At 68.7% G+C, this 23,126-nt stretch carries 22 protein-coding genes and 2 pseudogenes; 13 read left to right on the plus strand and 11 right to left on the minus strand.

The features are described 5' to 3' along the window. Positions 1-36 precede the first annotated feature (36 nt). Entirely contained in the window at positions 37-1,143 is a 1,107-nt protein-coding gene (locus BN972_RS15340) for a branched-chain amino acid aminotransferase (protein ID WP_036359387.1), read from the plus strand. A gap of 9 nt (positions 1,144-1,152) precedes the next feature. Here BN972_RS15340 and BN972_RS15345 read toward each other — a convergent pair whose 3' ends face one another. From BN972_RS15345 to BN972_RS15360, 4 genes are read right to left on the minus strand one after another with little or no spacing between them, the layout of a single operon-like run. Continuing rightward, entirely contained in the window at positions 1,153-1,881 is a 729-nt protein-coding gene (locus BN972_RS15345) for an adenosylcobinamide-GDP ribazoletransferase (RefSeq protein WP_036359388.1), read from the minus strand. Continuing rightward, complete coding sequence (gene cobT, locus BN972_RS15350; RefSeq protein WP_099051097.1) at positions 1,878-2,933, minus strand: nicotinate-nucleotide--dimethylbenzimidazole phosphoribosyltransferase; 1,056 nt, start codon at positions 2,931-2,933, stop codon at positions 1,878-1,880. The genes BN972_RS15345 and cobT overlap by 4 nt, the downstream gene beginning before the upstream one ends. After that, a complete protein-coding gene (locus tag BN972_RS15355) occupies positions 2,930-3,460 on the minus strand; it encodes a bifunctional adenosylcobinamide kinase/adenosylcobinamide-phosphate guanylyltransferase (RefSeq protein WP_036359389.1) in 531 nt (176 codons plus the stop codon). Before BN972_RS15355 ends, cobT begins: the two co-directional genes overlap by 4 nt. 28 nt (positions 3,461-3,488) lie before the next feature. Beyond that, positions 3,489-4,109 carry a DUF3043 domain-containing protein gene (locus BN972_RS15360; RefSeq protein ID WP_315968803.1) on the minus strand — a complete coding sequence of 207 codons (621 nt, stop codon included), beginning with the start codon at positions 4,107-4,109 and terminating at the stop codon, positions 3,489-3,491. Between the two features lie 157 nt (positions 4,110-4,266). On the opposite strand from BN972_RS15360, the gene BN972_RS31370 reads away from it, so the two are divergent. From BN972_RS31370 to BN972_RS15370, 3 genes are all read left to right on the plus strand, one after another. Beyond that, on the plus strand, positions 4,267-4,767 hold the full coding sequence (locus tag BN972_RS31370; protein WP_261785916.1) for a glycerate kinase: 501 nt from the start codon (positions 4,267-4,269) through the stop codon (positions 4,765-4,767). Further along, the gene (locus BN972_RS15365; RefSeq protein WP_261785921.1) at positions 4,703-5,413 is read left to right on the plus strand and encodes a glycerate kinase; all 711 of its coding nucleotides are present in this window, start codon (positions 4,703-4,705) and stop codon (positions 5,411-5,413) included. Before BN972_RS31370 ends, BN972_RS15365 begins: the two co-directional genes overlap by 65 nt. 90 nt (positions 5,414-5,503) lie before the next feature. Continuing rightward, the gene (locus tag BN972_RS15370; RefSeq protein WP_036359391.1) at positions 5,504-5,860 is read left to right on the plus strand and encodes an iron-sulfur cluster assembly accessory protein; all 357 of its coding nucleotides are present in this window, start codon (positions 5,504-5,506) and stop codon (positions 5,858-5,860) included. An 11-nt stretch (positions 5,861-5,871) separates the two neighbouring features. Here the strand turns inward: BN972_RS15370 and BN972_RS29570 are convergent, their stop codons facing one another. Beyond that, positions 5,872-6,585 carry an Rv0361 family membrane protein gene (locus BN972_RS29570; RefSeq protein ID WP_036359393.1) on the minus strand — a complete coding sequence of 238 codons (714 nt, stop codon included), beginning with the start codon at positions 6,583-6,585 and terminating at the stop codon, positions 5,872-5,874. A 167-nt stretch (positions 6,586-6,752) separates the two neighbouring features. Here BN972_RS29570 and BN972_RS15380 point away from each other — a divergent pair, with 167 nt between their 5' ends. Further along, on the plus strand, positions 6,753-7,727 hold the full coding sequence (locus BN972_RS15380; RefSeq protein ID WP_036359395.1) for a carbohydrate kinase family protein: 975 nt from the start codon (positions 6,753-6,755) through the stop codon (positions 7,725-7,727). A 13-nt stretch (positions 7,728-7,740) separates the two neighbouring features. Here BN972_RS15380 and asnB read toward each other — a convergent pair whose 3' ends face one another. Then, positions 7,741-9,726, minus strand: a complete 1,986-nt coding sequence (gene asnB / locus BN972_RS15385; protein WP_036359397.1) for an asparagine synthase (glutamine-hydrolyzing) — start codon at positions 9,724-9,726, stop codon at positions 7,741-7,743. A 187-nt stretch (positions 9,727-9,913) separates the two neighbouring features. Here asnB and ctaC point away from each other — a divergent pair, with 187 nt between their 5' ends. The 4 genes from ctaC to BN972_RS15405 all read left to right on the plus strand — a co-directional run bounded on the left by ctaC (position 9,914) and on the right by BN972_RS15405 (position 13,209). Further along, positions 9,914-11,014: an aa3-type cytochrome oxidase subunit II gene (ctaC, locus tag BN972_RS15390; protein WP_036359400.1), complete on the plus strand. Its 1,101-nt coding sequence runs from the start codon at positions 9,914-9,916 to the stop codon at positions 11,012-11,014. A gap of 8 nt (positions 11,015-11,022) precedes the next feature. Continuing rightward, the gene (locus BN972_RS15395) at positions 11,023-11,442 is read left to right on the plus strand and encodes a cytochrome c oxidase subunit 4 (protein WP_036359403.1); all 420 of its coding nucleotides are present in this window, start codon (positions 11,023-11,025) and stop codon (positions 11,440-11,442) included. Between the two features lie 181 nt (positions 11,443-11,623). Beyond that, complete coding sequence (locus BN972_RS15400) at positions 11,624-12,574, plus strand: MmpS family transport accessory protein (protein ID WP_036359413.1); 951 nt, start codon at positions 11,624-11,626, stop codon at positions 12,572-12,574. Then, complete coding sequence (locus BN972_RS15405; protein ID WP_036359419.1) at positions 12,574-13,209, plus strand: DUF2561 family protein; 636 nt, start codon at positions 12,574-12,576, stop codon at positions 13,207-13,209. Before BN972_RS15400 ends, BN972_RS15405 begins: the two co-directional genes overlap by 1 nt. 99 nt (positions 13,210-13,308) lie before the next feature. Here the strand turns inward: BN972_RS15405 and qcrB are convergent, their stop codons facing one another. The 4 genes from qcrB to ctaE are packed head-to-tail and all read right to left on the minus strand — an operon-like array spanning position 13,309 to position 17,735. Next, the gene (gene qcrB, locus BN972_RS15410; protein ID WP_036359425.1) at positions 13,309-15,015 is read right to left on the minus strand and encodes a cytochrome bc1 complex cytochrome b subunit; all 1,707 of its coding nucleotides are present in this window, start codon (positions 15,013-15,015) and stop codon (positions 13,309-13,311) included. Next, entirely contained in the window at positions 15,012-16,244 is a 1,233-nt protein-coding gene (gene qcrA, locus BN972_RS15415; RefSeq protein ID WP_036360967.1) for a cytochrome bc1 complex Rieske iron-sulfur subunit, read from the minus strand. The genes qcrB and qcrA overlap by 4 nt, the downstream gene beginning before the upstream one ends. Beyond that, a complete protein-coding gene (gene qcrC / locus BN972_RS15420; RefSeq protein ID WP_390176216.1) occupies positions 16,241-17,083 on the minus strand; it encodes a cytochrome bc1 complex diheme cytochrome c subunit in 843 nt (280 codons plus the stop codon). Before qcrC ends, qcrA begins: the two co-directional genes overlap by 4 nt. 40 nt (positions 17,084-17,123) lie before the next feature. Further along, positions 17,124-17,735: an aa3-type cytochrome oxidase subunit III gene (gene ctaE / locus BN972_RS15425; RefSeq protein WP_036359427.1), complete on the minus strand. Its 612-nt coding sequence runs from the start codon at positions 17,733-17,735 to the stop codon at positions 17,124-17,126. A 125-nt stretch (positions 17,736-17,860) separates the two neighbouring features. Here ctaE and trpD point away from each other — a divergent pair, with 125 nt between their 5' ends. Continuing rightward, positions 17,861-18,934, plus strand: a complete 1,074-nt coding sequence (gene trpD / locus BN972_RS28305) for an anthranilate phosphoribosyltransferase (protein WP_235192469.1) — start codon at positions 17,861-17,863, stop codon at positions 18,932-18,934. Here trpD and BN972_RS15440 read toward each other — a convergent pair. Further along, positions 18,872-20,725, minus strand: a pseudogene (locus BN972_RS15440) (DEDD exonuclease domain-containing protein); the annotation flags it as partial. The gene trpD and the pseudogene BN972_RS15440 overlap by 63 nt on opposite strands. A 109-nt stretch (positions 20,726-20,834) precedes the next feature. On the opposite strand from BN972_RS15440, the gene BN972_RS15445 reads away from it, so the two are divergent. The 3 genes and pseudogenes from BN972_RS15445 to BN972_RS28310 all read left to right on the plus strand — a co-directional run. Further along, positions 20,835-21,080: a hypothetical protein gene (locus BN972_RS15445; RefSeq protein WP_036359429.1), complete on the plus strand. Its 246-nt coding sequence runs from the start codon at positions 20,835-20,837 to the stop codon at positions 21,078-21,080. A gap of 172 nt (positions 21,081-21,252) precedes the next feature. Then, a complete protein-coding gene (gene ripC, locus BN972_RS15450) occupies positions 21,253-22,407 on the plus strand; it encodes a peptidoglycan hydrolase RipC (RefSeq protein ID WP_036359439.1) in 1,155 nt (384 codons plus the stop codon). Between the two features lie 52 nt (positions 22,408-22,459). Further along, a pseudogene (locus BN972_RS28310) lies at positions 22,460-23,126 on the plus strand (hypothetical protein); the annotation flags it as partial.

A 23,126-nucleotide genomic window follows, 5' to 3' on the forward strand; every position in this document is an offset into this window, starting at 1 on the left:
AAAAACCCATTGCCCGCCGGTTATAGAATCGGCGCCATGACCAGCGGCACCCTCGAGTTCACGGTTTCGCCCGCGGCCAACCCCGCTACCGAGGCCGAGCGGGTAGCCATCCTCGCCGACCCCGGATTCGGGAAGTACCACACCGACCACATGGTGTCGATCGACTACGTCGAGGGTCGCGGCTGGCACAACGCGCGGGTCATCGGCTACGGGCCGATCGAGCTGGACCCATCGGCCATCGTGCTGCACTACGCGCAGGAGGTGTTCGAGGGACTCAAGGCCTACCGCTGGACCGACGGCTCGATCGTGTCGTTCCGCGCCGACGCCAACGCGGCCCGGTTGCGTTCGTCGGCGCGCCGGCTGGCGATCCCGGAGCTTCCCGACGAGGTGTTCATCGAATCGCTGCGCCAGTTGATCGCCGTCGACAAAGCGTGGGTGCCCAAGGCCGGCGGTGAAGAGGCGCTTTATCTGCGGCCGTTCATCATCGCCACCGAGCCGGGCCTGGGCGTGCGCCCGGCCAAGGAGTACCGCTACCTGCTTATCGGCTCGCCGGCCGGCGCGTACTTCAAGGGCGGCATCAGCCCGGTGACGGTCTGGATCTCCACCGAATACGTGCGGGCCAGCCCGGGTGGCACCGGCGCGGCCAAGTTCGGTGGCAACTACGCCGCCTCGCTACTGGCGCAGGCCGAAGCCGCCGAGAACGGCTGCGACCAGGTGGTGTGGCTCGACGGGGTGGAACGCCGCTTCGTCGAGGAGATGGGCGGGATGAACCTGTTCTTCGTGCTCGGCAGCGGCGGCTCGGCGCGCCTGGTGACACCTGAGCTGTCGGGTTCATTGTTGCCGGGCATCACCCGGGACTCGTTGCTGCAGTTGGCGATTGACGCGGGATTCAGCGTTGAGGAACGCAAGATCGACATCGAGGAGTGGGAGAAGAAGGCGGCCTCGGGGGAGATCACCGAGGTGTTCGCCTGTGGCACCGCCGCCGTGATCACCCCGGTCGCGCGCGTGAAGTACGGCCAGGACGAGTTCACCATCGCCGACGGCAAACCCGGCGAGGTGACCATGGCGCTGCGGGACACGCTGACCGGTATCCAGCGCGGCACCTTCGCCGACACCCACGGCTGGATGTCCCGGCTGGACTAGGGGTCGCGCTCACCCAGCTAACGCGACCGCGCTCACCGTTGTCGTCACTTCGATCACGGCACCCAGCACGTCACCGGTGATGCCGCCGAACCGGCGCACAGAATGCGCAACCAGCAGCACCCCACACGAAACCCCCAGCAGCACCGCGACCGGACCCTGCCACAGCCGCGGACCGGCCAGCGCCGCACCGGCCAAAAGTATCGCCAGCCAGCCCAGCGCCACCCCAACCGGCTGGGTGGCTGCCACCTGCGCACCCAACGCGCTGCCCTCGGCCGCGGGCACCGAACGCCGGCAGGCCAGCACCGCGCCGGCTCGCCCGGCAGCCACGGACACCACGATCGCCGCGCCGCCCAGCGCCGAAAATGCCAGGCCCTGCAGCACGATCACCACCACCACGGCCGCCACCCCGAACGGCCCGGCCGACCCGTCGCGCATCACCGCCAGGGCGCGCTGCGGCGGCCCATAGCAACCCAGACCGTCGGCGGTATCGGCGAGCCCGTCGATGTGCAGGCCGCGGGTGGCCAGCAGCAGCACTGCCACGGCCAACATGCCCGACAGCGGGTTCCCCGGGCCGAAAGCCAGCCCCGCGGCCCACGTCACGGCCGCGGCCAGCGCCCCTAGGGCGGCGCCGACCAACGGAAACGCGGTCATCGTGCCGCGAGCCATCGGGCCGGACCACGAACTTGGCACGGGCAGCACCGTTCCGAACGCGAAAGCCGTTGCCACCGAACGAATCACGTCGACGGCCCGGTGACTCCCGCCTCGGTGAACGTCGCCATCGAGGACAGTGCCGCCACGGCGGCGCGCAGCACCGGCAACGCCACTGCGGCGCCGGTGCCTTCGCCCAACCGCATCCGCAGCTCGAGAATCGGCTCCAACTCCAGGGCCGTCAGCGCCAGCGAATGACCGGGCTCGGTGGACCGGTGACCCGCCTGCCACCACTGCCGGGCACCCGGCGCCAGTCGCTCGGCCACCAGCGCGGCGGCCGTCACCGCCATGCCGTCCAGCAGCAGCGGGGTACGCCGAATCGCGGCCTGCGCACAGAAGCCGGCCATCGCCGCGAAATCCGCGCCGCCGCAGGTGCGCAGTAAGGCGACCGGGTTGTCCTTGATGAGGCGCGCACGGAACATTGCGTCGCGCACCGCCGCCGTCTTGCGTACCCAGGCGGCGTCGTCGATCCCGGTGCCGAAGCCGACGACGGCGACGGGCTCGGTGCCGGTCAGTGCCCCCACCAGCACCGCGGCTGGGGTGGTGTTGCCGATGCCCATGTCTCCGGCGATCAGCAGGTCAGCGCCCGCGTCTACCTCCTCGTCGGCGATCTGCTGGCCGGAGGCGATTGCGCGGGCCGTCTCGTCGTCGGTCAGGGCGTCTTCGACGGCGATGTCGCCGCTGCCGCGTCGCACCTTGTCACTGAACCGCTCCGATGGCCCCAGCAATGGCTGCTCGCAGTCCACGGCCAGGTCCACCACCCGCACCGTGGCACCGGCGATGTCGGCCAGCGCGTTGATCGCCGCACCGCCGCGCTCGATGTTGGTGACCATCTGAGCGGTCACCTCCGGCGGGTACGCCGAAACCCTGGACCGCGCGACGCCGTGGTCACCGGCGAAAACCACGATGCGGGCCCGTTCGAATTGCCTTGGCGGGCAATGACCCTGGCAGGCCGCGGCCCACACAGAGAGATCCTCCAGCCGGCCCAGCGAGCCGCGCGGTTTGGTCAGGGTGTCCTGCCGGGCGCGGGCGGCGGCTTCGGCGCCGGGGTCCGGCGGCGACACCGGCGCGAACCCGATCACGCCGGCGCCTTGATCGTCAGGGCCTGTCCGGCGACCACCAGGACCACCCGCTCGCACAGCGCGGCCATGCGCTGGTTGAGGGTGCCGAGTTCGTCGGCGAAGCGACGTCCGGAAGCCGTCGCGGGTACCACAGTCAGCCCTACCTCAGGGCTGACCAGCAAAAGTGCCGACCCGAACGCGCCGACGGCCGCCGCCAGCTCCGCGACGGGTTCGGTCGCCGAGCCGTCCTGCCAGCCACGGCGGTCCAGTGTGCGGGTGAGCCAGGTGCCGAGATCGTCGACGAGCGCCGGAACGTCGGGGGACCGGCGCAATTCGGCGGCTACATCATCGGTTTCGACCGTCGTCCAGTGACCGGGCCGGCGGCTGCGGTGCCGAGCGATCCGCTGCAGCCAATCCGGGTCGGCCTCGCCCGACGGCCCGGGGGCCAGGTAGCGGACCGGCTGATCGGATTGCAGTGCCTGTGTGATCGTGTCCTCCGCCCATCTGGACTTGCCCGACCGGATGCCGCCCAGTACCAGCGTGCGCACGTGTGTTCAGACGGCTTCCGGGCGGCGGTCAGCTGACACTGGCGCCGCGCTCGACTTGCGGCCGGGGCGCGCGCATCCGGCGCATCTGCGAGGCTCGGCCGGCCGCGTAAAGACCGAGCTTCCAATGACTTTCGGTGTTCTTCGGGAATTTCGCGTCCACCAACTTGCCGACCTTGCGGCCCAGTACGAAGCCGTCGATCGTCATCAGCACCATCAGCAAAAGCATCGCCGGAGACATGTAGAACTGCAGCTGCGGCACCGCGAACATGGCGGCCAGCAGGAACAAGGCCGACGGCATGAACAGACCCAGTACGTTGCGGCGGGCGTCGACGATATCGCGGACGTAGCGGCGGACCGGCCCTCTGTCGCGGGGCAGCAGATAGGCCTCGTCCCCGGCCATCATGCGTTCCCGGCTCTCGGTCATCCGGGCGCGGCTGGCGGTGCGTTCGGCGCGGCGCTCCTCGCGGCTAATCTTGGTGCGCATCGCCTTGCGCCGGGCGCGCGCCTCGGCGGCCGTCATCGGCGCCGGCGCTACCGGGCCCTTCCTGCCCTGGGCTTCGCTGCGCTTAGGGGTTGGCCGCCCCTTGGGGCCCGTCTTGCGCGACCCGCGTGACGCGGCGTCGGTGGCGGCGGCATCCTGTTCCACCACGACCGGTGAGTCCTGTCCCTTGGTCTCGTTCTTTCCGTCGCCCTTGTTGCGGCCCAGCAGCTTCACAGTCGCCAGGTTACTTCGCCGGCACCTAGCAATTTGAATTGCGCCAGTAACGCCTGCGGCGGCAGGCCCGTTGCACCTACTCTGGCCAGTAATGAACGGCTCGCAAGCCTCGGATGACGCTGCCGGTGGTTTCGGGCCCGGCAGGCTTCAGCTACCCGCCATGCGGGTGCTGGTTGCTCCCGACTGCTACGGCGACAGCTTGTCCGCGGTGGAGGCCGCCGCCGCTATCGCCACCGGCTGGACCCGGTCCCGGCCGGGGGATTCCTTCATCGTCGCGCCCCAGTCCGACGGCGGTCCGGGGTTCGTGGAGGTGCTTGCGAGCCGGATCGGCGGGTCGCAGGTGCGGCGCGTGTGGGGCCCGCTGGACTTCGAGGTGGACGCGCACTGGGTATTCGACGCGCGCACCGCGACCGCATACCTGGAATGCGCGCAGGCTTGCGGCCTGGCGCTGCTGGGCGGCCCGCCGACCCCCCTAGACCGCGGTAGCCGCCCACAGCAGGGGTGTCGGTCAGCTGATCGGGGCGGCGCTGCAGGCCGGCGCCGCTCGGATTGTGGTCGGGCTGGGTGGCAGTGCGTGTACCGACGGCGGTAAGGGCATGGTCGAGGAGCTCGGCGGCCTGGACACCGCCCGCAAGTGGTTGGCCGGGATTGACCTGATCGCCGCGTCGGACGTCGAATACCCGCTGCTCGGCCCATGGGGGGCGGCCCGGGTGTTCGCACCGCAGAAGGGGGCCCGACGCGGCCACCGTCGCGGATCTGGAGGCCCGCCTCGAACAGTGGGCGCTGGTGCTCGACACGGTTGCCGGACGCGACGTCAGCGCCGAGCCGGGCGCCGGGGCGGCCGGGGGATAGGGGCGGCGCTGCTGGCCCTGGGCGGCCGGTGCGAGTCGGGTGCGGCCATCTTCGCCGAGCTCACCAATTTCGCCGACGACCTCGAGGACGCCGACATGATCGTTACCGGCGAGGGTCACTTCGACGAGCAGTCCCTGCACGGCAAGGTGGTCGGTGAGATCGCGGCCGCCGCCCGCGAGTTGGGAATCCCGGTGATCGTGTTGGCCGGGCAGGTGTCGGTGGACAAAGCCACCACCCGTGTGTCGGGCATCATGTCCGCGCTGGCGATGTCCGAATACGCTGGTTCGGTGCGGTTGGCGCTGGCCGACGCGGCCAATCAGCTGATGGGATTGGCCTCCGAGACGGCGGCGCGACTCGGGAATAGCGGCCCGCCGGGGTACCGTTGACTTAGTGGGTTTTTCCCTAAGCAGGCCCCAGACTAAATGGACGAAGAGCTGGGCGGGCCCACCCGGACAATGAGGCATGTAGGAGAAGTAATGACGGTGCAGAACGAGTCGACCGCCAAGACCCACGGCGTGATCCTGACCGACGCCGCCGCCGCCAAGGCGAAGGCCCTGCTGGACCAGGAGGGGCGCGACGACCTGGCGCTGCGGATCGCGGTCCAGCCCGGCGGCTGCGCGGGGCTGCGTTACAACCTGTTTTTCGACGACCGGACGCTGGATGGCGACCTCACGGTGGAATTCGGCGGCGTCGCCCTGACGGTGGACCGGATGAGCGCACCGTACGTCGAGGGCGCATCCATCGACTTCGTCGACACCATCGAGAAGCAGGGCTTCACCATCGACAACCCCAACGCGACCGGCTCCTGCGCCTGCGGAGACTCGTTCAACTGACCCGATAGCGGTCAGTACTGGCCGGCGGTGCGCAGCACGTACGAGCACACCATGATTTGGCCGCGTTGGAAGAGCAGCTGGGCTATGCCCTGCACCTGGCTTCGCGGCGGTCCGCCCGCCGCGGGTTTGGCGTTCATGCTGAACAGCACCTGAGCCTGGTACTGCGACAAATAGACGATCTTGTCGATCGTGGTGACCTCGACCTCGGCGAACTGCTTGCGGAACGCATCGCTGCTGAGTTTGGCCAGGGCCTGGTCGGAGCGCTTGTCCTTCACCCCGTCATAGATGCCGCACAGAGTGTTGCGGACGACGGTGTCGATGTCTCGATGCGCCAGGGCGTTGAGGTAGTTCTGGATCGCCGTCTTGGCCGCGCTTTCGGAAAAGGTGCTCCCCGTGCTGGCGCCGTTGGTGCGCACGCCGTAGACGATGGCGGTTGTCAGCGCACTCACCAGCGCGATGGCCAGCAGGGTTGTGATCAGCAGCCGCTTGGTGCGCTTCTTGCGGTACGGGACCGGCCCGCCCGGGCCCGCCGGACCGCCCGGCCCAGCGGCACCGCCCGGACCGCCGGGACCGCCGGGACCGGGATAGTTGGCCGGTTCGGGCCCGCCCAGGTGGTGGGGGAAGTCGACCGTCTCGGGCTGGTTCGGGCCGGTCTGGGGGTACGGCTGCCCCTGCTGAGGTCCGTCGGCGCCGACAGCGGGGTTCGGCGGGTGCGGACCGGCCATCGTTGTTCTCCTAGGCTGGGGGATGAGCGACGAGCGGTTGCCGACCGAGCATCGGGGCCGAGGCAACCAGGTGAGTTCTCTAGGCAGGCTAGCGCAACGGCTACGAGCGGCCTGGCCGACATTCATGAGAGGCTTGACGGCCGTAGCAGACGAAGGGCGGAAATTTCGTGACGATCGCGGTGACCGGTTCTATCGCAACAGACCATTTGATGCGTTTCCCCGGCAAGTTCTCCGAGCAGCTGCTGCCGGAGCACCTGCACAAGGTGTCGTTGAGCTTTCTGGTCGACGATTTGGTGGTGCATCGAGGGGGAGTTGCCGGGAACATTGCTTACGCCATCGGTGTCCTCGGCGGCGACGCCGCCCTGGTGGCCGCGGCCGGCGACGACTTCGCTGACTACGGAGAATGGCTGCAGAAGCACGGGGTCAACACCGACAACGTGCTGATCTCCAAGACCGCCCACACGGCCCGCTTCGTGTGCACCACCGACACGGAGATGGCGCAGATCGCGTCGTTCTATCCCGGCGCCATGTCGGAGGCGCGCGACATCTCGCTGGCCGAGGTGGTCAACAACATTGGCACCCCCGAGCTGGTCATCATCGGCGCCAACGACCCGGCCGCGATGGTGGTGCACACCGAGGAGTGCCGCAAGCTCGGCCTGCCGTTCGCCGCAGATCCTTCCCAGCAGCTGGCCCGGCTGTCGGGTGAGGAGATCAAGCAGCTCATCGACGGGGCGGCCATCCTGTTCACCAACGACTACGAGTGGGATCTGTTGCTGTCCAAGACCGGCTGGTCGGAAGCGGACGTGATGAGCCAGATCGAGCTGCGGGTGACCACCCTGGGCGCCAAGGGCGTGGACATCGTCGAGCGCGACGGCACCACGGTGCACGTCGGCGTGGTGCCGGAGAACAGTCAGACCGACCCCACCGGTGTCGGCGACGCGTTCCGCGCCGGATTCCTGACCGGGCGCAGCGCCGGCCTGAGCCTGGAGCGTTCCGCGCAGCTGGGCTCGCTGGTGGCCGTGCTGGTGCTGGAGTCGACCGGCACCCAGCAGTGGGAGTGGGACAGTGCGGCCGCGAAGTCCCGGTTGGCCGGGGCCTACGGGGACGAAGCGGCCGCCGAGATCGCCGCGGTGCTCGCCTAACCCCCGCTCGGCCCTACAACTCGACCGGGTACACCGGCTCGCTGATCTGCGGCACCACGCTGTGCTCGATGAAGATCGCGTGCCAGAGCATGAATATCAACAGCGTCCAGAGCCGGCGACTGTGATCGCTCGTGCCGATCCGGTGTTCGTCGAGCATGCGACGGACCGCGGCCAGATCGACCAGGTGGCCGGCCGCCGAGGACCCGACCATCTCATAGGCCCACTCCTGCAGCTCACCGGCGCGCAGCCAATGCCGGATCGGCACCGGGAACCCGAGCTTGGGGCGGTTGAGCACGTGCGCGGGCACGATCGGCTCCAGCGCCCGCCGCAACGCGTACTTGGTGGTGGTCCGGGTGATCTTGGCTTGGTACGGCAGCCGCGATGCCACCGCGAACACCTCAGGGTCCAGGAAGGGCACCCGCAACTCCAGCGAGTTGGCCATGGTCATCTTGTCGGCCTTGACCAGAATGTCGCCGCGCAGCCAGGTGAACAGGTCGATGTGCTGCATGCGGGCCACCGGGTCCCAGCCGGCCGACTCGGCGTACACGCGCGCCGTAACGTCGGTGTGCGTCCAGTCCTCGCGGAAACCGGGCAGCACGTCGCGCAGCTGGGCGTCGGAGAAGCTGCGGGCGTTGCCGTAGTAGCGCTCCTCTAGTGTCAGCGACCCCCGGTGCAGCAGGCTCTTGCCGCGCATGCCTTCCGGCAGCGGCCTGGACACCCTGCCCATCGACCGTCGCAGCGGCCGGGGCAGGTAGTCGAAGGGCTTCAGCGACAGCGGTTCCCGGTAGATGGTGTAGCCGCCGAACAACTCGTCGGCGCCCTCACCCGACAACACGACCTTGACGTGCTTGCGGGCTTCCCGCGCCACGAAGAACAGTGGCACCAGTGCCGGGTCGGCGACCGGCTCGTCGAGATACCAGACGATCTCGGGCAACGCGGTCACGAACTCGTCGGCGCTGACCACCTTGGCGATATGGCGGGCGCCGATCGCCTCGGCCGAGGCCACCGCCACGTCCAGCTCCGAGAAGCCTTCGCGCTCGAAGCCGGTGGTGAAGGTGATCAGCTTCGGGTTGTGCCGGATGGCCAGCGCGGCGATGGCCGTGGAGTCGATGCCGCCGGACAGGAACGAGCCGACGGTGACGTCGGCGCGCATGTGCTTGGCGACCGAGTCCTCCAGCACCGCCGTGATCTCGTCGTAGCGGGCCTGCTCGGTGTCGGGGGTGATCGGCACCGCCGCGAAGCGTGGGACGAAGTAGCGGGTGACCACCGGGTCGGCCCCAGCTCGGATCCGGGCGTAGCAGCCGGATTCGAGGCGGCGCACGCCGCGGTGCAGAGTCTCGGGCTCCGGGACGTACTGCAGAACCGTGTAATGCTGCACCGCGCGCAGGTCGATCCCCGAGCCGCCCGCGTCGAATCCGATCAGATCCGCCAGGTCCAGCAGGCATTTCTTCTCGCTGGCCACCGCGGTGCCACCGGTGCCGGTCGCCATGAACAGCGGCTTGATGCCGAACGGGTCGCGGGCGCACAACAATTCGCGGGTGACGGTGTCCCACAGCGCGAACGCGAACATGCCGCGCAGCCGCTTGAGGACGTCGGCGCCCCAGTAGTGGTAGCCCGCGACGATGGCCTCCCCGTCGCCATCGGTGGCGAACGTAGCGCCGTGCCCGTTGCGCAGCTCGTCGCGCAGTTCCAGGTAGTTGTAGATCTCCCCGTTGAAGACCAGCACGTAACGGTCGGGCGCTTCCGGCGGTCCCCAGCGCAGCGGCTGGTGCGAGTGCGCGATGTCGATGATGCAGAGCCGATTGAATCCGAACACCACCGAGCCGTCGGCGTCCGGATCGGCCCAGGTGCCCGGTTCGTCGGGTCCCCGGTGGCGCATCAAATGCGACGCGCGGGCGATTGCACCGTCGGCGTGCGCGGCATGGGCCGCCGCCGCCTCGGCCCCGGCCGCGCCCTCAGGGGCGGCCGTAGCGCTCAAATAGGCCAGCAGTCCACACACGGCGCCCCAGTATGCCGCACTCGGGCGGCCCGTGCGCCTGACGCTCCCGGCGGGTCTGGTGACCAGGCAGTCGCCCGGGTGAGCGGCGTGGTCTACGCTGCGTAGTATTCGAATCCGAGTTAGATCGAGTTAGACCCGAGTTGGCCCGAGGCCAGTCGGCACAGCTTGCGGTACAGGAGGCGCCAACGTGACACCTCGCGGGCAGGATCGTTCGCAAAGCTTGTCGCAGAACAGGTCTGGGCAGCGCTCCACAGGGGTGCGGGGCCGGTCCCGTCGTCTCCGCCAGGTGGCGCTGGCAGCGACGCTGGGCGTGCTGGCGGTCACCCTCAGCGGATGCGGCTGGCAGGACGTGCTGGGCTTCGGCTGGCCGGAGGGCATCACGCCGCAGGCCCACGCCAACCGGCAACTGTGGATCGGCTCGGTGATCGCGGCCCTGGCCGTCGGCGCGATCGTGTACGGCCTGATCTTCTGGACTTCGGCGTTTCACCGGAAGAAGAAGACTGACACCGATTTCCCCCGCCAGTTCGGCTACAACATGCCGCTCGAGCTGGTGTTGACCGTCGTTCCCTTCCTGATCATCTCGGTGCTGTTCTACTTCACGGTCGTGGTGCAGGAGAAGCTGCAGCACCTGGAGAAGGATCCGGAGGTGGTGATCGACATCACCGCCTTCCAGTGGAACTGGAAGTTCGGCTACCAGCGGGTCGCGTTCAAGGACCGCACGTTCAACTTTGAGGGCGCCGACGAAGCCCGCAAGCAGGCGATGGTGTCCAAGCCGGAGGGCAAGGACGAGCACGGTGAGGAACGCGTCGGGCCGGTGCACGGCATCAACATCGAAGACCGCAGCTACCTCAACTACGACAAGGTCGAGATCCTGGGCACTCCCAACGAGATCCCGGTGCTGGTGCTGCCCAAGGGCAAGCGGATTGAATTCCAGATTGCCTCGGCCGACGTGGTGCACACCTGGTGGGTGCCGGAGTTCCTGTTCAAGCGAGACGTGCTGCCGCACCCGAAGGAAAACAACTCGATCAACGTCTTCCAGGTGTCGGAGATCACCCGCACCGGGGCGTTCGTCGGCCACTGCGCCGAGTTCTGCGGCACTTACCACTCGATGATGAACTTCGAGGTGCGGGTGGTGGAGCCCAACGACTTCGTGGCGTTCCTGCAGCAGCGGATCGCCGGCAAGACTAACGCCGAGGCGCTGCAGGCGATCAACCAGGCGCCGCTGGCGACCACCACCGAACCCTTCGACACCCGCCGCGGCGAGTTGGCCCCGAGCCCAAGAGGTTAGGACGACCCATGCATATCGAAGCCAGGCTGTTCGAGTTCATCGCCGCGTTCTTCGCCCTGTGTGCCGTGCTGTACGGCGTGTTGACGGCGCTGTTCGCCACCGGCGGCACCGAGTGGGCCGGTGAAACCGGTCTGGTTCTGACCACCGGCCTGGCGCTGATCGTCGCGACCTTCTTCCGTTTCGTCGCCCGGCGGCTCGACACCCGGCCCGAGGACTACGAAGGCGCCGAGATTAGCGATGGCGCAGGGGAATTGGGCTTCTTCAGCCCGCACAGCTGGTGGCCGATCATGGTGGCGCTGTCCGGTTCGGTGGCGGCCGTCGGGATCGCGCTGTGGCTGCCGTGGCTGATCTTCGCGGGCGTCGTGTTCATCCTCGCGTCCGCGGCCGGATTGGTTTTCGAGTACTACGTTGGGCCCGAGAAACACTGATCGAAGTTCAAAGGTCACAATCTGGGCATCAGTTGTTCGGTGGCCAGTTTGCCGAAGGGCCGCTGTCCCGGTGGGTTCGGTAGGGTTTCCGGGGCACCATGAGAATTCACCGAGTGCGCGCGCACGGATGCAGCCGCGGGTCGCCGCGCGCTGGTGAGGCAGTTGGACAGGATAGGCAGACATGAGCGGGCCGAATCCGCCGGGACGGGACCCTGACCGGCCCGACCCTGCCGATGAACCGGCCGACCTGGAACTGCTCGCCGACGGCGACGATCTCGACGACGCGGGCGACCTGGAGCCGCTGGACGATCCCGATCACGGCTCGGAGACCGACGCGTATTCGCGGGCCTATTCGGCGCCGGAGTCGGAGTTCTTCACCAGCAGCCCGTACCTGCCGGCCGACCTGGCGCTCTACGACTACGACAGCTATGACGATTTCGATCGCGATGAGGACCGTTCGCCGCGCTGGCCCTGGGTGGTCGGGGTCGCGGCGATCGTGGCCGCGATCGCGCTGGTGGTGTCGGTGTCCCTGCTGGTGACTCGCACCGGTACCAGTCAACTCGCCAACCCCGCCACGACGACGTCCTCCGCCCCTCCGGTCCAAGACCAGATCACCACCACCAAGCCGCCGCCCCCGACGTCCGAGGCGCCCCCGCCCACGTCTGAGCCACCACGCTCCTCCGAAGCCCCGTCCGAACCGCCCCCCACCGCAACGGAGACCCAGACAGTTACCGTGACGCCCCCACCTCCGCCGCCCTCACCGGCGCCGCCGCCGAACACCGCCGTGGCCCCGCCGGCGAGCAGCCCCGCCGTAGCCGCACCTCCGGCGCCCCCGCCGCCGCCCACCACGACACTGGCCGGTCCTCGGCAGGTCACCTACTCGGTGACCGGCACCAAGGCGCCGGGCGACATCATCTCGGTGACCTACGTGGACGCCTCGGGCCGTCGTCGCACCCAGCACAACGTGTACATCCCGTGGACGATGACCGTCACACCGATCTCCACGTCCGACGTGGGCTCGGTGGAGGCATCCAGCCTGTTCCGGGTCAGCAGGCTCAACTGCTCGATCATCACCAGCGACGGGACGGTGCTGTCGTCCAACAGCAACGACTCCCCGCAGACGAGCTGCTGATGGTCGGCCGGTACTCGTCCTATCGGCGCGGGCCCGATCCCGTCGTCAACCCGGACCTCATCGACCGCATCATGATCGGGGCCTGCGCCGCGATCTGGCTGATCCTGGTGGGCGTCAGTGTGGCGGCCGCCGTCACCCTGGCGGACCTGGGCCGCGGCTTCCACAAGGCGGCACAGACCCCGCACACCTCCTGGGTGCTGTATGCCGTCATCGTGGTCTCCGCCCTGATCATCGCGGGCGCCATCCCGGTCCTACTGCGGGCCCGGCGCGCGACGCAGTCCGAGCCGGTGGTGCGCTCCCGTGCGCTGCAGGGCGGCGCGGTGCGACCGCCCACGCGACCGGCCGGACGCGTGGGAGCGCGCGGAATCGCCGAGCCGGCGCGCCGGGAGCCGGTCAAGGCCTATGGGGCCTTCAACGAGTGGTCCGGTGAGGCGGTGGATCGAATCTGGTTGCGCGGCACGCTCGCCCTGACGACGGCGATCGGGGCCTCGCTGACCGCCGTCGCGGTCGGCACCTACCTGCTGGCCGCCGGGCACGAGGGCGGGGCGTGGGTCAGCTACGGCTTCGCCGGGGCCGTCGCGCTGGGCCTGCCCGCTATCGAATTCCTCTACGTCCGGCAGCTGCGCCGGGACTAGACGCGACCAGAGGCGACTAGGCAAGCCGACCCAGACGAGAAAACGGAGCGGATGGGCAGCCGGTGTGGGCCGCCCATCCGCTCCGTCGTGTCGTGCCGGTTACCGCTTGCTGGCGCCAGGGGGAGCGTCGTGCTCGCCGGTCGGCGCGCCGTGCCCGTTGGAGCCGTGGCCGTTGGAGCCCGCGATGGTCTCCTGGTGCTCCCGCAGCGCCGTGAGCGCCCGATGCTCGGCCCGGTGGCTGGCCTCCCGCAGGGCGGCGTCCTCCGAAGCGGGGTCGGCGAACATGAGGCTGCCGCTACCCGGCGTGCCGGCCGAGCCCAGCTTGTTCATCCGCTTGGGCAGCGGCGCACCCTGGTACTCCAGCGGGATCGGGTGGCCGTGGCCGTCCACCGGTCCCAGCGGCTGGTGCAGCTCGATGTAGGCGCCGTGCGGCAACCGCTTGATGATGCCGGTCTCCACGCCGTGCTCGAGCACTCCGCGGTCGCTGCGCTGCAGCCCGACCGCCCAGCGGTAGGCGATGAAGTACACCAGCGGCGGCAGCACCACCATGCCGATACGTCCGATCCACGTCGTCGCGTTCAGCGAGATGTGGAACTTCAGCGCGATGATGTCGTTCATCGCCGCCAGCGTCAGCACCATGTAGAACGCGATCGCCATCGAGCCGACCGCGGTTCGCACCGGGGCGTCCCGCGGGCGCACCAGCAGGTTGTGGTGCGCGTAGTCGCCGGTGAACCGCTTCTCCAGGAAGGGGTAGACGATCAGCAGCACGAAGACCAGGCCCATGATGAGCGCGACCCACACCGAGGCCGGGATGGTGTGGTGCCAGAAGTAGAACTCCCATGGCGGCCAGATGCGGGCCAGGCCCTCCGTCCACATCATGTAGAAGTCCGGCTGCGAACCGGCCGAAACCTGAGATGGCTTGTAGGGCCCCAGGTTCCAGATCGGGTTGATGGTGAGCAAACCGCCCATCAGGCCCAGCACGCCGACGATGGCGGCGAAGAACGCACCCGACTTGACCGCGAACACCGGCATCACTCGGACGCCGACCACGTTGTGCTCGGTGCGGCCAGGGCCGGGGAACTGGGTGTGCTTCTGGAACCACACCAGCGCCATGTGCACACCGATCAGCGCCAGGATGATGCCGGGCAGCAGCAGGATGTGCAGTGCGTAGAGCCGCGGGATCAGGATGGTGCCGGGGAAGTCGCCGCCGAACAGCGCCCAGTGCAGCCAGGTGCCGATCACCGGCATGCCCAACGTGATCGAGGACAGCGCGGCGCGCAGGCCGATGCCGGACAGCAGGTCGTCGGGCAGCGAGTAACCGAAGTAACCCTCGAACATGGCCAGGATCAGCAGCAGCGAACCAATCACCCAGTTCGCCTCACGCGGCCGCCGGAACGCGCCGGTGAAGAAGATGCGCGCCAGGTGCACCATGATCGCCGCGGCGAAAATCAAAGCGGCCCAGTGGTGGATCTGCCGGACGAACAACCCGCCCCGGACTTCGAAGGAGATGTTCAGCGCCGACTCGTAAGCCCGGGACATCTCCACGCCGCGCAGTGGTTGGTAGACACCGTTGTAGGTGACCTCAGCCATCGACGGGTCGAAGAACAGCGTCAGGTACACGCCGGTGATCAGCAACACGATGAAGCTGTACAGCGCGATCTCGCCGAGCAGGAACGACCAGTGGGTGGGGAACACCTTGTTGAGCTGGCGGCGCACCGCTGCCGAGGGGTGGTAGCGGCTGTCCATGGCCTCGCCCTGGCTGGCGAGGACGTCACCGATTTTGGGGGGTTTCAATTTAGGACTCATGTTGTCGTGCGCTCCCAGAATGCCGGTCCGACGGGCTCGATGAAGTCACCGTTGGCGACGAGATACCCCTCGGAGTCGATTGTGATCGGCAGTTGCGCCAACGCACGCGCCGCCGGACCGAAGATCGGCTTGGCGAAATGCAGGGCGTCGAACTGCGACTGGTGACACGGGCACAAAATTCGGTAGGACTGCTGCTCATACAGTGACGCCGGGCAGCCCAGGTGCGAGCAGACCTTCGTGTACGCGAAGAACTCGCCGAAGTTGAAACTTTCCTGGCCTTTGCGCTTGACGACCCGGTCGACGTCGCTGGGCTTGATTCGGATCAGCATGACGGGGTTGCGGATTCCCATCGAGATCGCCGAAAGCCGTTCGTGGGATTCGACCGTGGTGCCGTCGCCGTCGGACTCCCGCCAGGGGAACACCGTCTCCATGCCGCCGGCGTCGATGTCCTCGGGACGGATCTTGGTAAACGGCGGCCCGTCGTGGGCACCGGTGGCACGCGCCAGGTAGATCGTTTCGCCCTTGACCCGCGGGGTCCAGCCCGAGGTCCACAGCACCGCCTTCTTGCCTTCGGCAGTGTTCACGACCGGCTTCCACGGGTTCTTGATCAGACCGCCGGCGAAAGCCACCAGAGTGCCCAAACCAAAAGCGCCCAAACCGATTCCGAAGGACAGGCCGATCAGCTTGCGGCGTCCCACCGTCGAGCCCTCGTAGGCGTCGGCCAAGTTCGCCACCACCGTCTTGCGGTCGATCTCCCGCGAGGCGCCGTCGTGGCGGTCCTGGATGGTGATTTCTTCGGGGATGAAGCGCTTCTGGAATAGCACCGCGCCGATGGCGATGCACAGGATGGAGGCTCCGAACGTCAGGCCGTACAGCGGCGTTGCCAGCGAGTACCACAGGCTCCCGCTGGCCTCCTTGGCCTTGTACTCCCAGGGCCAGAACAGGAAGACCAGCAGCAGCGCGAGCCCGAACAGGCCGCCCAGCAGCAGCCACCGCGCCACCGAACGCTCGGCGCGCTTCTCTGCCTTGGTGCCCTCGACGGGCCAGCGCGATTCCCTATAGGCGATCTGGACGCCGTCGATCTTGCTGCCCAGGTCCAGCAGTTCCTGGCGGGACATTCGGGACAGCGCCGCGTCGTCCGCCTCCGTGGCACCCATGTGGGTGCTGGTGTCGGTGTCGGAGCTGCCCTGGTTGCCGGCGCCGCCCGTCAAGTCAGATCCGCCGCTCATGTCCGTGCCCCAATCCACAGTGCCAGCCCGATGGCCGCAACCATGCCGATGATCCATGCCGCCATGCCCTCGGGCGCGGGTCCGAATCCACCCAGCCCGTAACCGCCGGGTGAACGCTCCTCGGCGACCGTCCGCACGTAGGCGATGATGTCCTTCTTCGACTCGAACGACAGCTGCCGGTCGGAGAACTTCGGCATGTTCTGCGGGCCGGTCAGCATGGCAGTGAGAATCTGCTGCTCGTTGGCGGGGCCGAGGTCCGGCGCATACTTTCCGGACGACAGCGCCCCACCCTTACCGGTGAAGTTGTGGCAGGACGCGCAGTTGAGCCGGAACAGGTCGCCGCCGCGGCCCAGGTCGGTGCCCCGCAGCGAGCGGGTCGCGATGCTGCCGTCGGGCTCGCGCACCACGGTCGGGCCACCACCGTTGGCCTGCACGTAGGCGCCGATGGCGTCGATTTGCGCCTCGTCGAAGATCGGGTCCTTGCGCGGCGCCTGCGCCTCGCCGCGCATCGCCGGCATCCGGCCGGTCGAGACCTGGAAGTACACCGCCGCCTCGCCAACTCCGATCAGGCTGGGCCCGTGGTCGGGCACACCCTGCAGGTTGGCGCCGTGACAGGACACGCACGAGGTGTCGAAGAGCTGCTTGCCGTTGCGCAGCAGCGCCGAGCCGGACTCGTCGGCGACGGCTACCTGCGGGGTCGGCGTGAGCACGGCCGCCAGCCCGCCCGCGATGGTCAGGGCGATCAGCAGCAAAAGTCCGCCGGACAGCCGGCGGTGCAGGCGCCGCCGGGACCGGGCACCGCGGCCCGCGACTGATCGGGTGGACCCCATTTTCTTCAACCGAGCACTCCTTTTCATTGCTGTATTCGGAGCCGCGGGCTCATCGGATGAAATAAATCACGGTGAAGAGCGCGATCCACACGATGTCCACGAAGTGCCAGTAATACGAGACGACGATGCTGGCGGTGGCCTGTGCGGGGGTGAATTTGCTCATCGTCGTGCGGGCCAGCAGGAAGATGAATGCGATCAAACCGCCCGTGACGTGCAAGCCGTGGAAGCCGGTCGCCAGGTAGAACACGCTGCCGTAGGCGCTGCCGGGGATGGTGGTGCCGTGGGTGGCCAGATGCAAGTACTCGTAGGCCTGACCCAGGATGAAGAACAGCCCCATCAGGAACGTGATCACATACCAGCGGCGCAGCCCGAACACGTCGCCGCGTTCGGCCGCGAACACACCCATCTGGCAGGTGAACGACGAGGCGATCAACACCAGCGTCACCGGCACGGCCTGATACAGATTCAGCTCCGTCGGCGGCGGCGGCCAGTTCCCGCCGGCCTGCGATCGCGCCGTGAAATAGAACGCGAATAGGCCAGCAAAGAACATGAGTTCGCTGGAAAGCCACACTATGGTGCCAACACTGACCATGTTGGGCCGGTTCAGCGAATGCACGCGCGACGTAATCGCAGTACCCGAGGTCCCTACAGCACTCGTCACATCCGCAAGTATGACGCTTTGTAGTTGTCGAACTCTACCCGGGGCTCCAATTCGTTCGTTACGTGTCTGAGACCGGCCTGGGACACCGCTTGGGAGCCGCTGTCTCTCGTGGGACCATCGGCGGCGTGGCTGCGTCGTCTGAGGCTGTGTCCGGGTCGTCCTCCGGGTCGTCCTGGCCGCAGGTGCTCGGGCGGCTGACCGACCGGCAGCACCTGACGCGGGCTCAGGCCGCCTGGGCGATGGACCAGATCATGACCGGCGACGCGGAGCCCGCCCAGATCGCCGCGTTCGCCGTGGCGCTGAAGATGAAGGGCCCGACCTCCGAGGAAGTGAGCGCCCTGGCCGCTGTGATGCTCGACCATGCCGTCCCGGTCCACGTCGACCAGGACGCGGTGGACGTGGTGGGCACCGGCGGCGACGGGGTCAACACGGTCAACCTGTCCACCATGGCCTCGATCGTGGTTGCCGCGGCCGGGGTGCCGGTGGTCAAGCACGGCAACCGGGCGGCGTCGTCGTTGTCCGGCGGCGCCGACACCCTGGAGGCCCTCGGGGTGCGCATCGACGTGGGGCCCGACCAGGTCGCGCGCAGCGTCGCCGAGCTGGGCATCGGGTTTTGCTTCGCGCCGCAGTTCCACCCGTCGTATCGGCACGCCGCAGCGATACGGCGCCAAATCGGGGTGCCTACCGTGTTCAATCTGCTTGGGCCGCTTACCAATCCAGCCAAACCGCGGGCCGGGTTGATCGGTTGCGCGTTCGCCGAGCTCGCCGAGGTGATGGCCGGCGTGTTTGCTGCCCGTCGCTCCAGCGTGTTGGTGGTGCACGGTGACGACGGCCTGGACGAACTGACCACCACCACGACCAGCACCATCTGGCGGGTGCAGGCCGGCACCGTGGACAAGCTGAAGTTCGACCCCGCGGGCTTTGGCTTCGCGCGCGCGGAAATCGAGGAACTGCGGGGCGGCGACGCCGAGGCCAATGCCGCCGAGGTGCGGGCGGTGCTGGCCGGCGCCGACGGTCCGGTGCGCGACGCGGTGGTGCTCAACGCCGCGGGCGCGCTGGTGGCACACGCCGGGCTATCCAGCCGCGCTGAATGGCTGCCGGCGTGGGAGGACGGGCTGCGCCGGGCCGGGGACGCGATCGACAGCGGCGCGGCCGAACAGCTGCTCGCGCGTTGGGTGCGGTTCAGTCACGAAGTCTGAGGCCTGGCGACCGGCCAGCCGTGCCGAGCGTGCGGTGGCCGCCCACTGCGCCCATGCGCCCGCCGACCCCACCGGGCTGGCCCAACCCTCATCCTGGGTGTCGCCGGCTCCGGTCACCCGCACGATGCGCACCCCCGGTGCCGTGAGCCAGCGGGTGATCAGTGCGGTCTCCTCGACCATCGCCCCGCCCAGCGGAGCTGGTGCCGGCAAGATCGCCTGCGCGCCGGCCTGGATGGCCTCGATCACCGGCATCGGCGGCACCCCGCGCCGGGCGGTGCCGGCGGCCGCCAACTGCCCGTGGCGGATGACCGCCAGGTGGTAGCCGCCCTGCCCGTCGGGCGCCGCCGCGATCAGTTCGGGAAGCGCCGTCAGTGTCCGCAGGCGCTGTCCGCGCCAGAGCGCTTCGACGGCGGTGGCGACGTGGTCGCGCAGCCGCGCCGCGCCCTCGTAATGCCGGCGTTCGGCCAGCGCGGCGATCTGCTCGACGGCCGCCGTCAGCGCCGAGTTGTCCACCCCGTCGATCAACGCCAACGCCCGGCGCGTCGCCGCCGCATACTGCTCCGCCGTCGCGTCGCGGGCGCCGGGGCACGGTGAAACCTCGAGCTCCGGGCAGGTCGGACCATGTCGTGCCGACCGGCCCAGCCGCTTGGTGCAGGTGCGTATCCCGGTGAACCGGGCGAGCAATGCCGCGGTGTCGGCGGCGTCGGAACGGGACCTAAACGGGCCGATTGTCCGGTCGTGCCGCGGATTGCGGACCACCGCGAACCGCGGAAACGCCTCGTCGGTGAGCACCACCCACCACCAGCGGTGCGGGAATTTCGACCGGCGGTTGTAGGGCGGGGCGTGCCCGGCCAGCAGCCGCAGCTCGCGCACCCCGGCTTCCAGCGCGTGCGCGCATTCGACGTGATCGACCGTCTCGGCGAGCACGACCATCTCTTTCATCCGGGTGCGCGGGTCGGCGCCGTTGAAGTACTGACGCACCCGGCGCCGCAGGTCGACGGCGGTGCCGATGTAGAGCACCTCACCGGATGGGCCGCGGAACAGATAGACCCCCGGCCGGTGTGGCAGCCCCTCGGCCAGCACCCGCTTGCGGCGCTGGGCCGGAGTCACGTTGGGCAAATAGGCACGCAGGTCCGCATAGCTGTGGATGCCCTGGTTGCCGACCCGTTCGATCAGCGCGTGCAGCACCTCGACCGTGGCTCGGGCGTCGTCCAGGGCGCGGTGGGTGGGTCGGGTCGCCACGGCGAAGAGCCGCGCCAACTCGGCCAGTCGCACGCTGGGGGCTTCCTCCCGGCTCAGGATCCGCCGGGCCAATCGGACCGTGCACAACACCCTTGGCCGTGGCCAGTCGATCTGGCACCGCTCGGCGGCCGCGCGCAGAAAGCCGATGTCGAATCCGGCATTGTGCGCGACCAGCACGGCGTCGCCGGCGAATTCGAGGAACATCGGCAACACGGCGTCGATGGTTGGGGCGTCGCGGACCATCGCCGTCGTGATCCCGGTCAGCTGAACGATTTGCGGCGGGATGCTGCGCTGCGGGTCGACCAGGGTGGCGAACTCGCCCAATACGGCGCCGCCGCACACCTTGACGGCGCCGATCTCGGTGATCGCGTCCGGGGTGGCCGCCTCGGTGCCTTGGGCGCGTCCGCCGGTGGTCTCCAGGTCGACGACCACGAAGGTGGTTTCCCGTAACGACAGCTCGTCGGGCGCCTGCCATCCGGGGGATCCGGCCACGTCGGCGAAACTGAGTTGAGTCCCACCGGTCGCGCCCATGGCGGTGACGTTAAGCATTCGTACTGACAGCGGTCTGTTCCCACGCCGGGTGTGGTTGTCGGTGCCCACCGTTACCGTGCGGATGAGTACGAATCGGGAGTTGATGATTATGGGAAGGACCGACGCAATGGGGCACAGCACCGGGGCCGAAAATGCGGGCCAGGCAGCGGGGGAGCCGGTGGTGATCGACTGCGACGACTGCGCGGTGCGCGGGCCGGGATGCCGGGACTGCGTGGTCAGCGTGTTGCTCGGCGTGCCCGAAACCCTTTCGTACGACGAGCAAGTCGCGCTGGAGGCGTTGGCCGAGGTGGGAATGGCGCCGCGATTGCGATTGGTTCCGGTGCGGCGCGGCCGTGCGTCGGGCGTGGCCTAGAAGTCGTGTAGGGTCGGCGACGGCGCTGTAGACCTTTCACATAGAAATGACATAAATCTTCCCAATTTCTTAACTCCCCCCTTTGGACAAACGTCGATATCGTTTCGTAACCTGTTTGAGACCTAAACCAGCTCGACGGATTTACGTCGATGGCAGTTTAAGGAAGCAAATCTTGAGGCTCGATAGGCATTCGATCGCGCGTGTAGTCAAGCGGTCCGCCATCGGTTCGTTAGCCAGCTTCGTTGTTCTCGCGGGGGTTTCGGCCGCCACGGTGCTGGCCGATCCTGCCGAGGACGCGCTGGCCAAACTCAACGAACTGTCTCGGCAGGCCGAGCAGACCACCGAGGCCATGCACAGCGCGCAGCTGGACCTGAACGAGAAGCTGGCCGCGCAACAGGCCGCCGAGCGCAAACTCGCTGACGCCCAGGCCGCCCTGGCCACCGCCAAAGAGCGGCTCGCCACCTTCCAGACTTCGGTGAACAGGGCTGCCGCCGCCGCGTACATGGGCGGGCGCACCGACGGTCTGGACGCGATCCTGACCGCCGAGTCACCGCAGCTGCTGATCGACGGGCTCGCCGTGCAGCGCGTGATGGCGCGTCAAATGTCTTCTCAGATGGCCAGTTTCAAGGCCGCCGGCGAGGAGGCCGTCAAGGCTGAGCAGGCGTCCGCCCGGTCGGCCGCCGAGGCCAAGTCGGCCGCTGAGCAAGCCGCGGCCGTGCGCGCCAACCTGCAGCACAAGCAGAGCCAGCTGCAGGTGCAGATCGCCGTGGTCAAGTCGCAGTACATGGCGTTGACACCCGAACAGCGCACCGCCATGGCGAACCCGGGACCGGTTCCGGAGCGCATTCCGGACGGATCTCCGGGAGCGCCGGCACCCGAGGCCCTGCCGCCCGGTCCGGACGGCGCGCCGGCCCCCGGTCAGGCGCCCGCGCCCGGCGGAGTTTCGGTGCCCTTCACCGGGCCAGGTGAAGGCGCGACGGGCGACCGCGCGGTAGTCGTACAGGCCGCGCTCACCCAGATCGGCTCGCCGTATGTGTGGGGCGGTGCCGCACCCGGCGGGTTCGACTGCTCGGGTCTGGTGATGTGGGCGTTCCAGCAGGCCGGCATTTCGCTGCCGCATTCCAGCCAGGCGCTGGCGCACGGCGGCCAGCCGGTGGCCCTGTCCGACCTGCAGCCCGGTGACGTGCTGACGTTCTATTCCGACGCCTCGCACACCGGCATCTATGTAGGTGACGGCATGATGGTCCACTCCTCGACCTATGGCCAGCCCGTTCGGGTGGTCCCGATGGAGTCGTCCGGTCCGATCTACGACGCCCGCCGTTACTGACGGCCCCGGCGCGGCGCCGCCGCGCCGTCGGCTGACGCTGCTGCTGGGCTGTGTGTTCCTGATCGAGCTGGTGGCGGCGGCCGTCCTGCCGTCCCACCCCGCGCCCAGCCAGCCCGCTAATACGGCCAGCGCCGAGACGCTGATACCGGTAGGTGATCGCGCCGTCCGGCTCACCAGCATCGTTGGCTCCGAGCAGCTGTTGACGCGAGTCGCTTCCGGCATGGGCGGCGCCGTGGACGCGGTCGTGGGGTTCTGGGGCCGGGACTGGCCGCGCGAAATCTCGGTACTGGCCACCGGAACGGATGAGCAGTTCCGGGTCGCCGCCGGGGGCGGTCCCGCGGCGCAGTGGGCCGATATCGCCGCGGTGACGGTGGCCGAGCACGTCGACCCCGCCAACAGAGCGGTGACCGGCCAGCGCATAGTATTCGCGCCCGGCGCGGCCGGTATGAGTATGGGTGCGCTGCGAATAGTGTTGGCGCACGAGCTTTTTTCATTACGCGACCCGCGCGGACACCGCGCTGGATGCGCCGCGGTGGCTGACCGAGGGCGCGGCCGACTATGTGGCCCGCCCGCCCGCGCCGCTGCCCGCCGACGCGGCGTCCGCGGTGGCGTCGTTGCCGTCGGACCAGGAGCTGGACACTCCGGGGCCGTTACGCACGCGCGCCTACGACCGGGCCTGGTGGTTCACCCGCTTCGTCGCCGACAGCTACGGACCGGCC

The sequence above is a fragment of the Mycobacterium asiaticum DSM 44297 genome (assembly GCF_000613245.1).
Lineage (GTDB): Bacteria > Actinomycetota > Actinomycetes > Mycobacteriales > Mycobacteriaceae > Mycobacterium > Mycobacterium asiaticum.

Bases quoted from the DNA above. Each gene is read 5' to 3' on its own strand.
- BN972_RS15340 (WP_036359387.1), top strand. From the start codon at position 37: ATGACCAGCGGCACCCTCGAGTTCACGGTTTCGCCCGCGGCCAACCCC.
- BN972_RS31370 (WP_261785916.1), top strand. From the start codon at position 4,267: ATGAACGGCTCGCAAGCCTCGGATGACGCTGCCGGTGGTTTCGGGCCC.
- BN972_RS15370 (WP_036359391.1), top strand. From the start codon at position 5,504: ATGACGGTGCAGAACGAGTCGACCGCCAAGACCCACGGCGTGATCCTG.
- BN972_RS29570 (WP_036359393.1), bottom strand. From the start codon at position 6,585: ATGGCCGGTCCGCACCCGCCGAACCCCGCTGTCGGCGCCGACGGACCT.
- BN972_RS15395 (WP_036359403.1), top strand. From the start codon at position 11,023: ATGCATATCGAAGCCAGGCTGTTCGAGTTCATCGCCGCGTTCTTCGCC.
- BN972_RS15400 (WP_036359413.1), top strand. From the start codon at position 11,624: ATGAGCGGGCCGAATCCGCCGGGACGGGACCCTGACCGGCCCGACCCT.
- BN972_RS15405 (WP_036359419.1), top strand. From the start codon at position 12,574: ATGGTCGGCCGGTACTCGTCCTATCGGCGCGGGCCCGATCCCGTCGTC.
- qcrB (WP_036359425.1), bottom strand. From the start codon at position 15,015: ATGAGTCCTAAATTGAAACCCCCCAAAATCGGTGACGTCCTCGCCAGC.
- qcrA (WP_036360967.1), bottom strand. From the start codon at position 16,244: ATGAGCGGCGGATCTGACTTGACGGGCGGCGCCGGCAACCAGGGCAGC.
- BN972_RS15445 (WP_036359429.1), top strand. From the start codon at position 20,835: ATGGGGCACAGCACCGGGGCCGAAAATGCGGGCCAGGCAGCGGGGGAG.